This is a genomic window from Herbaspirillum camelliae, from assembly GCF_001929405.1.
Lineage (GTDB): Bacteria > Pseudomonadota > Gammaproteobacteria > Burkholderiales > Burkholderiaceae_D > Herbaspirillum > Herbaspirillum seropedicae.
In genome coordinates, this window is record NZ_KV880769.1 from 5,664,945 (window position 1) to 5,678,136 (window position 13,192).

Consider the following 13,192-nt stretch of genomic DNA (forward strand, 5'->3'; position numbering starts at 1 on the left):
TGGATTCTTGTTTTTCCCGGATATTCTAATGCCGCCTCTTTGTAAAGCCTATCCCCCGCATCAGATGTCTCTTTCTGGAAGATAAGCTTCCAAAACTCGATAGAACGAGAAGCGCTAGAAGGAGTGCTTCAGACCTATACGCAACACCGCCTGGCTGGGGCCAGAGGAAAATGCGGCGCCGACGATCTGCGCTTGTCTTGGGATGCCACCGCCATTGCTTCCAGATACGTACTGATATGCAGTTTGGAAGTAGAGGTCAGTGCGCTTGGACAAAAAGTAATCCAGCATGACAGCAAATTGCTGCCGCGTTTGCGACTCGGAAGCGGACACCGTATTGAACTTGCCCAATGTCACGGCATACATTCCCAGCGCGGAGAAGGCAGGCGTCAACTGATACTTGGCATTGATCTCGATGTTCTGAAATTTCAATCGCTGTAGATTCGCAGCGAGTGTTCCAGCATATGCAGACGAGACGGGAGTATCGAGAACCGAGCTTGTGTATGCGGCTCCCATGGATAAGGGTCCAGCCAGATACCTCGCACCTACACCCCAGATTTCCTGCCCCGAAGCCACGGATGACTGGTCGCTGGCCGCGGCTCCGTAGATGTTGGCGCCTGGTTTGGAAATGCGTTCGAATGTCATGCCCAGGGTAAGTGGGCCGGCATTGTAATTCACACCTCCACCGAAGAGACGATTGGTGGCGAACGCTCCGGCCGTTTCTCCGAACGCATACATGCCATTGAAGGTAAATCCGCCCATTTTCTGGCTGGTGTACTTCACCGAGTTTTGCGCTGTTATTGACCCCAGGGTATTGTCATTATCGAAGGGATGTGCAAACAGCAGTCCTGCCTCGCCGCCACCCACTGTGATGTCAGCTCCCGACAGGGTGTCGAACACTGGATCATATTGTTTGCCCATGGTGATGGTTCCAGAGTCCTTGTTCGACAGACCGACAAAGCTCTGTCTGCCAAAGAGCCGCCCCCCTTGGGACAGTGCTCCCGTATCAACATCGAAGCCGTTTTCAAGTACGAAGAGCGCAGAGCTTCCTCCGCCGAGGTCCTCGACACCCTTGAATCCCAGGCGACTACCCCAGACCCAGCCGCTCTGCACCTGAACTACGCTTTTCCCTGCCTGATTGTTGATGACCCCGATGCCGGCATCGATAATGCCGTACAAGGTCACGTTACTTTGCCCCCACGCAGTATTGCCGAGCAACAGAATGGTGCATGCTGCCAATGTCTTCTTGAACATGACGTGTCTCCGAATATTTTTAATAGTGTTTCTAGAATTTCCCGTCTCCCGTGTGAAATAGCGTGGCTCCAGGCGTGACGTACCCATGCATGGGCGCAAATGGCATACGCGTCATGCGGCTATTTATCTGAGAGTCCGCTGCCCCTTATTTGCGTGGCGATTACTTGCGCAGACCACATTACCCAGCCTTCACAGCGCCCCTTAAGCAGGGCGTGGGTAACAACGCCAGGTGAGCGAACCAGGATTGTGGAAAATGAACTGAAGAAGTGAATTTTCAACCCATGAAATTCTTCAGCAATGCATTGAATTTTTCGGGGTTCTCGATGAACATGAAGTGCGAGCCGCCTTCGTCCTCGGAGAAAATTTCAAGCTGCGCGCCCTTGACCTGGGCCGCTTCCCACCGGATGCAAGACTCGGGAACGAGGCTTGCCTTGCCGCCGATGAAAAGACTGGGCTTGGTGATGCGTGGCAGCACGTCTCGCCAGTCCTGATGGCAGTGGTTATAGAGGAGGTGTCCTGAAATGGAACGCGGCATCTTCAGGTTGGAATCGATGATCCACTGGAACTGGTCCGCTGGCATCCTGGAGGTGACCATCGTCTTAAGGAAACCTATCGAGACATCGACGGCGTCAGGTGCGCACAAAGCCTGAACTGTTGAATCCACCGAATCACGCGTGAAGATGGCGCCGTAATCAGCGATGTCTTGTTCGGTCCAGTGCTCGTTCGAGGTCAGGAAAGAGGCCTGGTCGCAGAAGACGAATTTCTCGATACGGTCTGGCCCGAACAGGTCAAAGTAGCACCAGATTACGGTGCAGCCCATGGAATGCCCGAGAAGGGTGACGTCGTTGAGATTCAGCGAGGTCAATACCTCATGTACGTCTTTGGCCAGACGCTGTATCCGGTATCCGTGGCTAGGCTTTTCCGAGTCCCCGTGGCCGCGCAAATCGAGTGCGATAACACGATAGTGCGCCGAGAGTCCTTCGATCTGAAACCTGAATTGATCAGCTGTCTGCGACCAACCAGGAATCAACACAATGGTTTTCCCACTACCCGCTTCGAGATAACTCAGAGAAATGTTTCCGTCAACCACGACCGTTTTTCTTTGGATCAATGTGGCGGCTGTATCCTGGCGCGATTGCGCCACTGATTTGATGGCTTGGTTCATGCGTGTCTCCGTCTTTGTTTTTAAGAATCGGGTTGCCGCCAAGACCATGGAAAAGGTCGGTATTAGCGGGTCCCGTGGAGAAACTGTACATGCCTTTGACGCCATCAATCAGCCGTTGCGTGTCATCCAATTGGCCTTGGCGTGCCACGTCAGAGCGCTGGATAGGGGCCTCCCCTTCCGATACCGACCTCGTCGCAAATCCTCTGAACTTCAATCACAGCTGCACGCGCAATATGGCGGCCAGTCCCGGATGGGCGATAATAGCGCCCACTCTCGTTTCAGCCTCATCTGGCTCATCATTGGAAATACGCCATGGAAATCAAAGTCAACTTCCTCGACAAGCTGCGTCTTGAAGCCAAGTTCGACGACTTTACCGTCATCGCCGACCAGCCCATCCGCTACAAGGGAGACGGCTCGGCACCTGGCCCCTTCGATTACTTCCTGGCGTCATCGGCCCTGTGCGCGGCCTACTTCGTGAAGCTGTACTGCAATACGCGCAACATTTCCACCGAGAACATCCGGCTGTCCCAGAACAATATCGTCGATCCGGAAAACCGCTACCAGCAGACCTTCAAGATCCAGGTGGAACTGCCGGCCGACATCGAGGAGGCGGATCGCCGCGGCATCTTGCGCTCCATCGAACGCTGTACCGTCAAGAAGGTGGTCCAGCAAGGGCCGGAATTCGTCATCGAGGAAGTGGAAAGCCTGGACGCCGATGCGCAATCCCTGCTGACCCTCAAGCCCGAGGCCGGCGTGAGCACGCACATCCTGGGCAAGGATCTGCCGCTGGAACAGACCATCGCCAACATGTCGGGCTTGCTGGCCGAACTGGGCATCAAGATCGAGATCGCTTCCTGGCGCAACATCATTCCCAATGTATGGTCGCTGCACATCCGCGACGCGCACTCGCCCATGTGCTTCACCAACGGCAAGGGCGCCACCAAGGAAAGCGCGCTGGCCTCGGCCCTGGGCGAATACATCGAACGCATCAGCAACAACCACTTCTACGCTGGTTCCTACTGGGGCGAGGAAATCGCCAATGCCGAGTTCGTGCATTATCCCAATGAGCGCTGGTTCAAACCCGGGCGCGGGGACAAGCTGCCCAAGGAAATCCTGGATGCGTATTGCCTGGAGAACTATAACGCCGATGGCGAGCTGCGCGCTTCGCATCTGGTCGATACCAATTCGGGTAACGCAGAGCGCGGTATCTGCTCGCTGCCCTATGTACGCCAATCGGACGGCGAGGTGGTGTATTTCCCGTCGAACCTGGTCGAGAATCTCTTTGTCAGCAACGGCATGAGCGCCGGCAATACCCTGCCCGAAGCGCAGGTACAGTGTCTCTCCGAGATCTTCGAGCGCGCGGTCAAGCGTGAAATCCTGGAAGGTGAGATCTGCCTGCCCGATGTCCCCCAGGAAGTGCTGGCGAAATACCCCGGCATCGTCGCAGGCATCCAGGGCCTGGAGGAGCAGGGTTTCCCGGTGCTGGTCAAGGATGCCTCGCTGGGCGGCGTCTATCCGGTGATGTGCGTGACCTTGATGAACCCGCGCACAGGCGGCGTCTTTGCCTCCTTCGGCGCACACCCAAGCTTTGAGGTGGCGCTGGAGCGCAGCCTGACTGAACTGCTGCAAGGACGCAGCTTCGAGGGCCTCAACGATCTGCCCCAGCCGACCTTCGAGAGCAATGCCGTGACCGAGCCTAACAACTTCGTCGAGCATTTCATCGATTCGTCCGGCATCGTGTCGTGGCGCTTCTTCAGCGCCAAACCGAACTATGAATTCGTGGAATGGGATTTCTCCAGCCAGGGCGACAATGCCAACGCCGAGGAGGCCGCTACCCTGTTCGGCATTCTCGAGGACATGGGCAAAGAAGCCTATGTCGCGGTGTACGACCAGTTGGGCGCCACGGCTTGCCGCATCCTGGTGCCGGGCTATTCCGAGGTGTATCCGGTGGAAGACCTGATCTGGGACAACACCAACAAGGCGCTGCTGTTCCGCGCCGATATTCTGAACCTGCATCGCCTCGATGATGAGGCCCTGGCCGCCCTGCTCGACCGCCTGGAAAACAACGAGCTGGATGAGTACTCCGATATTGCCACCCTGATCGGTATCGACTTCGATGAAAACACCGTCTGGGGCCAGCTCACCGTGCTTGAGCTGAAGCTGCTGATCCATCTGGCTCTACAGCAGTTCGAAGAGGCGCATGAACTGGTTGGCTCCTTCCTGCAGTACAACGACAACTCGGTCGAACGCGGTCTGTTCTACCAGGCCCTCAATGTCGTGCTGGAAGTGGAACTGGATGAGGAACTGGAACTGGAGGACTACGAGACCAACTTCCGCCGCATGTTCGGCAATGAGCGCATGGATGCCGCCATCGGATCGATCACCGGAAGCGTGCGCTTCTTTGGCTTGACGCCGACCAGCATGAAACTCGAAGGGCTGGAGCGCCATCAACGCCTGCTCGACAGCTATCGCAAGCTGCACAAGGCGCGCGCCAGGTTTGCGCAAGCTGCTGCGGCCTGACTTGGACAATCAGGCGGGGCCTGGCCTGCTTCGCAAGAAGAAGCAGCCCCGCAGTCTTCTCTCCTCCCTTCTATTCCTTTGGCTTGCACGCAGACCTGGCTGCGGGTCGCAAGCAGGCATTTCTCCTACTGACTTGTCAGAGATTCTGAACACAGTTTTTAGGGGAACGCCTGATCCCGGTCTCCATGTCATCGTTCCATAATCTCTTGTGGGTCCCATTTCCGCGGGCCGCTTATTGTGGGTTCGCACATGAATGGAGCGTCAGGCACTTCTACCGTACTGGTTGTCGAAGACAATAGCGAAGTCCGGGCGCTTTATTCTGAAGTGCTCAGGAGCGACGGATATCGAGTGCTTGAGGCGGAAAATGGGACACTCGCCCTGAGCGTCCTGCTTGATCACGCTGCAGACGTAGACGTGATCTTGACGGACCTGCGGATGCCTTTGATGGATGGCCTGGAGTTTGCTGAAATACTAAAAGCTGATGGACGATTTTCGGCAATACCCCTGGTGCTGTTAAGCGCCACCCCGATGACGAACTCCTGGCATGCAAGAAAGAACTTTGCCGCTTTATTGACCAAGCCCTGCCCGTTGCCTCTGCTGCTTTCCACTATCGAAGCCGTGCTCTAGCCAGCGCTCGTTTTGCAATAGATGTCAGGACGAGCCAAGCTCGCACCATCAAGTCGCCAGCTGCCAAGTGCGGCAGTAGCGCCTCCACGATTTACTCCTTGAACAGATGGGTCAGCACATTCAATAACTAACAAGAGAAAAATCTATGTCTGGAAGACCGATTCTACGATTGTCCGACTTCATTCGTTCGCGCATGGAACCCATCCTGGAAGCCTGGGAGGCATTTGCAAAGACAATCCATCCCCCTGCTCTGACGATGGATTCGAAAGCCTTGCGAAATCATGCCTCGCTGATGCTCGCAGCCATTGCCGACGATCTGGAGAAGACACAGAGCGAGGAGCAGGAAATCGCGAAGTCGGAAGGACGGGCGCCAGTCCATCCTGATGACACCGCTGCGGAGACCCACGCCATCGCCAGATTGTTGTCGGGGTTCAGCGTTGAACAGCTGGCTTCCGAATACCGGGCGCTACGCTCCAGCGTATTGCGGCTCTGGGCGAAGGAGTGGAAAGAAGGATATGAAACCAACGTGGATGACATTACCCGGTTCAACGAGGCGATTGATCAAGCCCTCGCGGAATCGCTGGCACGCTATTCGACGTTGCTGGATCAGTCGCGCAACCTCTTCCTGGCCATATTGGGACACGACCTGCGCAACCCTCTGGGAGCGACCATCCACGGCGCGCAGATCATGCTGCTGGCAGAGGATATCGACGATCGGCACCGCAAGATAGCGGCGCGCATCTACAACAGCGGGCAACGCATGAGCAAGCTGGTCGCCGATCTGCTCGACTATACCCGGACCCATCTGGGATCTGGACTGCCACTGGACATCAGCTCCGCCAACGTGGGTGACATCGCCCAACGTGTCATTGACGAAATCTCCACTTCACACCCCGACAAAGTCATCGCCTTAAAGACCTCGGGCGAGCTCAATGGAGAATGGGACAAGGAGCGGATTGCGCAGGCCATCTCCAATCTGCTCGGCAATGCCGTGCAGCATGGTGCCGCTGGCGAAGCGATCGGCGTGGAAATTTCCGCCTCTCGGGGTGAAGTCAATGTGGCCATCAACAATAAAGGACCCCTGATCCCCGAGGAAAAGCTGCATACGATATTCGACCCGCTCGTGCGCCTCGTCGCCAATGGCGGAGAAGGAGGCGGAGAAGGATCCGGGCAAGGCGGCAGCATGGGACTTGGGCTCTATATCGTCAGAGAGGTAGCAAGCGCGCACGGCGGCTCCATTGAGGCAAGCTCCTCAGAGGCGGAAGGCACCACCTTCACGATCCGCCTGCCACGCGATCCATCGCGGCGCCAGGCGGCCCACCAGGTCCCACCGCAGGCCCGCCACCGGGAGGACAACAAGTGAGCTGACGCCTCCGCCGGGCGCACATCATTTCGCATCCGTTCGCATCATTGGATTAACGCCACCCGCCCTCCATGCGGATATCGCCGCTGCCCAGAACATGGGTCCGGATAGTCGTCGGCCTGGTCAGCAAGGTGATATCCCCGCTTCCCTGAAGCGACAGGTCTGCTTCTTCGCTAGGTCCAAGCTTGACCTCCCCTGAACCGACCACCTTCACGGTGGCGCGCAGGTGTTCGAGCAGGCTCAGGTCGATCTCGCCGGAGCCCATCACGTTCGCCGTCACGTGTTGCGCGCGTCCTGCGACTCTGATGTCTCCGCTGCCACAAAGCTCCAGACGCAAGGCAGCCTGAGAGACGTTGAGCAACCGCAGATCGGCGCTGCCGACAGTTGACCAGCTTTCGATTGCAGGGCCTTCCAGGTCCAGACGAAGGTGATTGCTATGGAACAGACGCCACTTGAAGCGGCCGCGCAATTGCTGGCTATCGAGATGCACGTGTTCGATCAGCCACGCGGGGCCACGCAACACCGCCCGCGCCTGTTCTGCAGGTCGCCAGGACACTTCTGCAGGCAGGCGGATGGCCATGCGTGAACCGGGTATCCAGGCGAGTTCACGCTCGATGTTGTCGCCCACGCGCTGGCGGCGCTGCCTCATGCCCGTCCAGAAACGTCTTACCGCCCCCAGCCATCCGCCCGCTTCATCGCGCAGATCTGCGAGGTGTTCGCGGCCCAGCCACACGGGATCGCCCAGCGCTGCGGCCGTGGCCTCCTCGCTGCGGCCATTGGCGGAGGATTCATCGAAATGGTTGCGATAGTCGGCAAGGATGTCGTCGATCTCACTGGGCGCCGCGCCCTGCAAGGCGTTGCAGAGGGTCCGCAGGAACTCTTCCTTATTCATGGGTAACTCCGAGGATGGAATTGACGGAGGCAGTGAAGCGCTGCCAATCCTGTTTCTGGGCCGTCAGCGACAACAAGCCTGCTTCGGTGAGACGGTAGTACTTGCGCGAAGGCCCGCTCTCGGACTCCTGCTGGTAGCTGTCGACCAGGCCGTCGGTCTGCAGGCGGCGCATCAATGGGTAGATCGTCCCTTCCCCCATGTCGACCGCCTGTGCAAGATTGCGCGCAAGGTCATAGGCATAACTGTCACCCTGGGCGAGCAAGGCCAGCACGCAGAGCTCGAGCACGCCTTTCTTCAACTGGCTGGGGATGTGATCGGCCATGGCCTGCTTTTTTCTGTTCAAGTGCGGTATAGCTTATAGCAAGCTACCTTGTATTGCAAGGCATGTCCGAAAATCGAGCTGTGGAGAGCTTTCGCTGCGGCTCCACGTCCTGCTCGCGGAACTGCGCAGATCGGCGCTAGAGCTTATCCAGCCTGGCCTTTCGGGTGGTTGAAAAATATCGGGAATGAAGCGGTGTGACGCTGGCCATGAGCGTATTTGTGATGCGCTTCGGCCTGCGCTGCTTTGCGAACGTGCTCTGCATGATGTTGCGGATATTTCGCTTGCTGCGTATGATTCGTTTAAATGAGGCTGCTGCCCCATCGGTATTTCACGCAAGCAACAGGAGAATTAACGTGTCCACCCATGATCTTGAGGCACTGGAAAGCAGGGAAGACTTGGAAATGGCGAAGACGGCTCAACGCTGCCTCGTCAAGGCATTGGATCATTCCAATGCTGTCAGCATTGCCTTGCTTGAAGAGGGCGTAGAGCGCATTGAAGGCGCGCCGACGTTGAAGCTGCCGCCCCGTGTCCTCCGCCTGTTTGCCGATATGCTTGGCGATCTGGCCCAGGGAAAGGCGGTCACGTTGATGCCCAAGGATATTGACGTCACTACCCAGCAGGCAGCACAAATGCTGAATATTTCGCGTCCCTATCTCATCCGCTTGCTGGAAGAAAAAAAAATTCCGTTTCATATGGTTGGATCGCATCGCCGAATTCATCTTTCGAATGTCCTCGACTACAAGGAAAGACGCTCTCAGACATCGAAGGCTGCATTGCGCGCGCTCATCGAGGAAGGGCAAGAACTTGATGAAGATGATCAGCTGTAATGGCAGGGGTCCCCAAATACACTGTGGTTCTTGATGCTTGCGTGCTCTACCCGACCAAGCTGAGAAACCTGCTGCTAAGTCTGGCAGAACGCGGGGCTTTTCACGCTCGCTGGACCCAAGATATTGAGAATGAATGGATCAGGAGCCTGCTTAGAAAAGGCAAGCAAGGCATTACCGAAGAAAAGCTGCGCCGCAGTGCTCGTCAGATGAATGAGGCAATCGACGATTCGGTTATCGACGGCTATGAATATCTGATCGAACGCCTGGATCTACCCGATCAAGAGGATCGCCACGTATTGGCCGCGGCCATCGTGGGACATGCAGATGCAATCGTTACATTCAATCTGGCTGACTTCCCCGCTGCCAAAATCATGAGCGAGCATAGAATCGAGGTGATTTATCCAGATGATTTCCTCATCTTTCAATATGATCTCAATCAGGTCGCTTTTCTCACCACCGTCAAAGAAATGCGTGAACTGATGAAAAAGCCGCCATTGACGGCTGAGCAGCTTGCCAGGGCTTTTGCAGTCGCGGGACTTCCCCAGATTGCCGCCCGCATGGCGGAAGCCGCCGAACTGATCTGAGCAGGCATCGAAAGAAACCAGCACACCAATTCCTTCGGCCAAACGATCCCCCTAACCGCCCCCTCCATTCGCCCCACCCCATTCGCCCATTCAGGACGTAACCGATAATTTCATATTTTTGTTGACCCACTACATCGGCAGTCCTTGATCAATAAGAACGTCCGTCATTGTAAAGTCGCATTACCCACAGGGAACAGATACCGCTGGTGATACCGCTGCTTTGCCAATATCGATGCTGACTACCATGAATGGCATCCCTATCGCAATGCCCCTAAATCCCTATGTGACGATTCCGCCCTTATGCTTTACGCTGCAAACAGTTAGCTTAGATTGCTAGATTGACGAAAAGTAAAAAGTCCGAGAGCCACCCTCGAAGGTGCTCCGAGACAACGGAGGCGCAATACCACCTGCCTGCCCCTCGCCGCCCGCTGACCCTGGTCTGCGGCGTCGATGCGCGTCTTGCTTGCCGTCTCCGTATGTTGTCCAGGCTGGAACGAAATTTGCATCCGCTTATACAAAACAACAGGAGCCGCGCCATGCATTCCGATCATTTTTCTGTCCATGCCGTGCAGTTTTCGGACGTGGACGAACAAGCCAGCATGCTCACCGGATGGGAGCAGGAATATCAGCAACTGGGAAGCGGCCGCTTCGACGGCGCGCTGGGCATGGTGCAGACCGAGGACTTCTGTTTCATCCGCGAGCGCACCAATACCGCCCTGCATGAGCGCATGGTGCCACCGCCCGGACAGATGGTCATCGGCATCTGCAATAGCAGCGCGCAGGGCCACCTGCTCAATGGCCGGCCGCTCGGGCAAGACCAGCTGATCGTGCTCGACGGCAGCCGGGCCCACCACATCCGTACCACCGGTCCCATCGAACTGATGGGGATCTCGATGCAGCGCGATCTCTTCCTCTCGCAATTGCATGAGCAGGATGACGCCAGCGTGCGCAAATGGCTGGACCTGTCGGTGCTGCAGCTGGATGCGGCGACGGCAGGGATGCTGCGGCACTACTTCTCGCTGGCCTTTGATCTGCTCAACACCGCGCAGGGCAAAACGGCACACCCGATCAGCCCGCGCGCACTGGCTTCCACGGTGATCAGCAACGTCGCCCTGGCGCTCTCGCTCAATCACGGCAGCAACGATCTCGAATCCACGCTGCCCTCGCGCCAGCGGCGCGAACGCATCGTGCAGAACGCCATCGACTATATGCGCGCCCATGCAGGCGAGGAAATCGGTATCCTCGATGTCTGCCGCGCCACCCACGTGAGCCGCCGCACGCTGCAATACTGCTTCGAGGAGCGGCTCGACATCTCGCCCCTGCAATACCTCAAGGCCCTGCGCCTCAATGCCGCCCACCGCGAGATCAAGCGCCGTACCGGCGAGGACCGCGCCCATGATCGTCATGCCACCATCGGCAACCTGGCGGCGCTGTGCGGTTTCAACCATCCCAGCCGCTTTGCCTCCGAATACAAGAAGATGTTCGGCGTCCTGCCTTCGGAGACGGTGCTGCGCGCGGTCTCCGACTCTTGAGCCAGGCTGCTCGGGCAAATTGGTATCGGCCGTTACCATCTGCGCACGGCGCGCTTCCCAGCCGCGCTGCCTGCGCGGCTTGAGCAATGTTGGGGCAGAGGCCTAGCCGATTTTGGCAAACCTGCCCTGTCCTGGACTGAGGTGCCTGCCGGAGCATCCCCCCTCCACTACGATCCGTTGCTGCATGGATATGTTGTCCATCCGGACGCTCACATGAATGCGAGTATTTGCACCTATAAAATCGACCAATTGGTCGATTTATTTTATTTTCGTCAACAATCAGTGCTCTGAAAAAAAATCGGCTTCCGCTGCCGGCATCGTTCATGGGAGTTACACCAGATCGATTTAAAGCTTTCCCCTAGTCGAACTACCTCCCCAAAGTCCGCTCCTGCATTAATTTTTTCACAGGCTGCCCCAATTTCGTTCAGCGCCGCTGCCGTTGTTTTCAGAGAATTGCTAAAAGTGGCTAACAGCTTCAAGGGTGTCCCTTCTACAGTCTTCTTCGTCCACTGTTCCCAAAACTACACCTATCAAGGACAACGCCATAAGCGAGTCAATATCCCATTTCGGCGCAGTCCTGGCCGAATGCGGCCCCACCCGACCGGGTGAGGCGATAGGGACGACCCCACGCGTCTTGGGAATCGGTCATCCATCCGGACTGCGTTGCCGTCTGCCCCGGGCCAGCACGCAAGCCGAACTACGCGACTCGCACCACCAATAGGGAGAACAGCAATGAAGATCACCAAGATGAGCGTCACGGCCTTGGCACTGGCCGCCGCGTTCGCGCACGCCGCCACGCCGGCCGACCTGGGCGCCAGCCTCACGCCGCTGGGCGGCGAAAAGGCCGGCGGCAATGGCGTGCCGGACTGGAAGGATGAAAACGTGGCGCTGCCGGGCTGGTCGTATGGCAAGCTGCGGCGCGACTTCTTCAAGTACAAGGACGACAAGAAGAGCGAGACCATCGACGCCTCCAACGTCGACAAATACGCCAGCAAGCTCAGCGCCGGACAGATCGCCCTGATCAAGCAGATCAAGGGCTACAAGATGGATGTCTACCCCAGCCACCGCTACTGCAGCGCCCCTGATTTCGTGGTGGACAATACCAAGAAGAACACCGCCGCCAAACTCGGCGCGGACGGCTGGAGCCTGGCCGAGGCTGTGGTGCCGGGCATTCCCTTCCCGCTGCCCAAGAGCGGCGAGGAAGTCATGTACAACAGCAAGCTGCGCTATCGCGGCGTGGCCCTGGAATGGAAGTCCACCATCACCGCCGTGTCGCCGCGCAAGGGCGGCAGCGAGTGGATCAAGGCCGGTTCGCAACAGACCATGTTCTTCCCCTGGGGCGCCAAGGGCAGCGTGAACCTGTCCACGCTGCCGCCGGTGGAGTACTACACCTACTTCGCCTACAACTCGCCGACCGCGCTGGCCGGGCAAGCACTGTCGCTGACCACCTTCCTCAACCAGCCCGGCGGGGAAACCTTCTACTACTTCCCCGGCCAGCGCCGCGTGCGCCGCATGCCTTCCTACGCCTATGACTCGCCGCAGATCGGCATGGAAAACCAGTACACGCTGGATGAACCCATGGTCTTCAACGGCACCATCGACCGCTTTGACTGGAAGCTGGTGGGCAAGAAGGAAATGTACGTGCCCTACGGCAGCTTCGGTGCAACCGACTTCAAGGCCAAGTTCGAAGATGTGGCCGGTGACGAATACATCGCCGAGAACGCCCGTCGCTACGAGCTGCACCGCGTCTGGGTGGTAGAGGCCACCGTCAAGGCTGGCGTGCGCCACCTGGCGCCCAAGCGCACCTTCTACGTGGATGAAGACAGCTGGAACCTGGTGGCCGCCGACGATTACGACGCCCAGGGCAAGCTGTGGAAGCACCGCGAGGCCTACATCATTCCTGTCTATGAAACAGGCAGCTGCGACCAGGCCGGCTTCACCCAGTACAACCTGGCCGAAGGCCGCTACGTGTTCGACCTGCATTCGGCTGGCACCGGCAAGGACATGGCCTGGGAAGTCGATGGCAAAGGCAATCCCCGCGCCAAGGCCAGCTTCTACAGCGCCGACAACCTGCGCGCCATCAGCGATCGCTGAGCGATCCTGAGACGG

Annotated in this window: 11 protein-coding genes; 7 read left to right on the forward strand and 4 right to left on the reverse strand. The window is 57.7% G+C overall.

The window, feature by feature from the left end:
- Window positions 1–114: 114 nt before the first annotated feature.
- Together BGK68_RS25340 and BGK68_RS25345 are read right to left on the reverse strand one after the other, a co-directional pair.
- Window positions 115–1,251: a porin gene (locus BGK68_RS25340; RefSeq protein WP_075259347.1), complete on the reverse strand. Its 1,137-nt coding sequence runs from the start codon at window positions 1,249–1,251 to the stop codon at window positions 115–117.
- Window positions 1,252–1,525: 274 nt separating this feature from the next.
- Complete coding sequence (locus BGK68_RS25345; RefSeq protein ID WP_158035516.1) at window positions 1,526–2,416, reverse strand: alpha/beta fold hydrolase; 891 nt, start codon at window positions 2,414–2,416, stop codon at window positions 1,526–1,528.
- A 312-nt stretch (window positions 2,417–2,728) separates the two neighbouring features.
- Between BGK68_RS25345 and BGK68_RS25350 the strand changes: the two genes are divergently transcribed.
- The 3 genes from BGK68_RS25350 to BGK68_RS25360 all read left to right on the forward strand — a co-directional run bounded on the left by BGK68_RS25350 (window position 2,729) and on the right by BGK68_RS25360 (window position 6,926).
- Window positions 2,729–4,936: an OsmC domain/YcaO domain-containing protein gene (locus tag BGK68_RS25350; protein ID WP_075259348.1), complete on the forward strand. Its 2,208-nt coding sequence runs from the start codon at window positions 2,729–2,731 to the stop codon at window positions 4,934–4,936.
- A 249-nt stretch (window positions 4,937–5,185) separates the two neighbouring features.
- Entirely contained in the window at window positions 5,186–5,563 is a 378-nt protein-coding gene (locus tag BGK68_RS25355; RefSeq protein WP_075259349.1) for a response regulator, read from the forward strand.
- A 145-nt stretch (window positions 5,564–5,708) separates the two neighbouring features.
- The gene (locus BGK68_RS25360; RefSeq protein WP_075259350.1) at window positions 5,709–6,926 is read left to right on the forward strand and encodes a sensor histidine kinase; all 1,218 of its coding nucleotides are present in this window, start codon (window positions 5,709–5,711) and stop codon (window positions 6,924–6,926) included.
- A gap of 52 nt (window positions 6,927–6,978) precedes the next feature.
- Here BGK68_RS25360 and BGK68_RS25365 read toward each other — a convergent pair whose 3' ends face one another.
- The gene (locus BGK68_RS25365) at window positions 6,979–7,818 is read right to left on the reverse strand and encodes a GIN domain-containing protein (RefSeq protein WP_075259351.1); all 840 of its coding nucleotides are present in this window, start codon (window positions 7,816–7,818) and stop codon (window positions 6,979–6,981) included.
- Window positions 7,811–8,128: a PadR family transcriptional regulator gene (locus tag BGK68_RS25370; protein WP_374726423.1), complete on the reverse strand. Its 318-nt coding sequence runs from the start codon at window positions 8,126–8,128 to the stop codon at window positions 7,811–7,813. The genes BGK68_RS25365 and BGK68_RS25370 overlap by 8 nt, the downstream gene beginning before the upstream one ends.
- Window positions 8,129–8,334: 206 nt before the next feature.
- Here BGK68_RS25370 and BGK68_RS25375 point away from each other — a divergent pair, with 206 nt between their 5' ends.
- The 4 genes from BGK68_RS25375 to BGK68_RS25390 all read left to right on the forward strand — a co-directional run bounded on the left by BGK68_RS25375 (window position 8,335) and on the right by BGK68_RS25390 (window position 13,177).
- Window positions 8,335–8,967, forward strand: coding sequence for a helix-turn-helix domain-containing protein (locus BGK68_RS25375; protein WP_143433171.1), 633 nt, complete (start codon window positions 8,335–8,337; stop codon window positions 8,965–8,967).
- Window positions 8,967–9,551, forward strand: coding sequence for a PIN domain-containing protein (locus tag BGK68_RS25380; protein WP_075259352.1), 585 nt, complete (start codon window positions 8,967–8,969; stop codon window positions 9,549–9,551). The genes BGK68_RS25375 and BGK68_RS25380 overlap by 1 nt, the downstream gene beginning before the upstream one ends.
- Before the next feature lie 536 nt (window positions 9,552–10,087).
- Window positions 10,088–11,083, forward strand: a complete 996-nt coding sequence (locus BGK68_RS25385) for a helix-turn-helix domain-containing protein (protein WP_075259353.1) — start codon at window positions 10,088–10,090, stop codon at window positions 11,081–11,083.
- A gap of 732 nt (window positions 11,084–11,815) precedes the next feature.
- On the forward strand, window positions 11,816–13,177 hold the full coding sequence (locus BGK68_RS25390) for a DUF1329 domain-containing protein (protein ID WP_075259354.1): 1,362 nt from the start codon (window positions 11,816–11,818) through the stop codon (window positions 13,175–13,177).
- Window positions 13,178–13,192 lie beyond the last annotated feature (15 nt).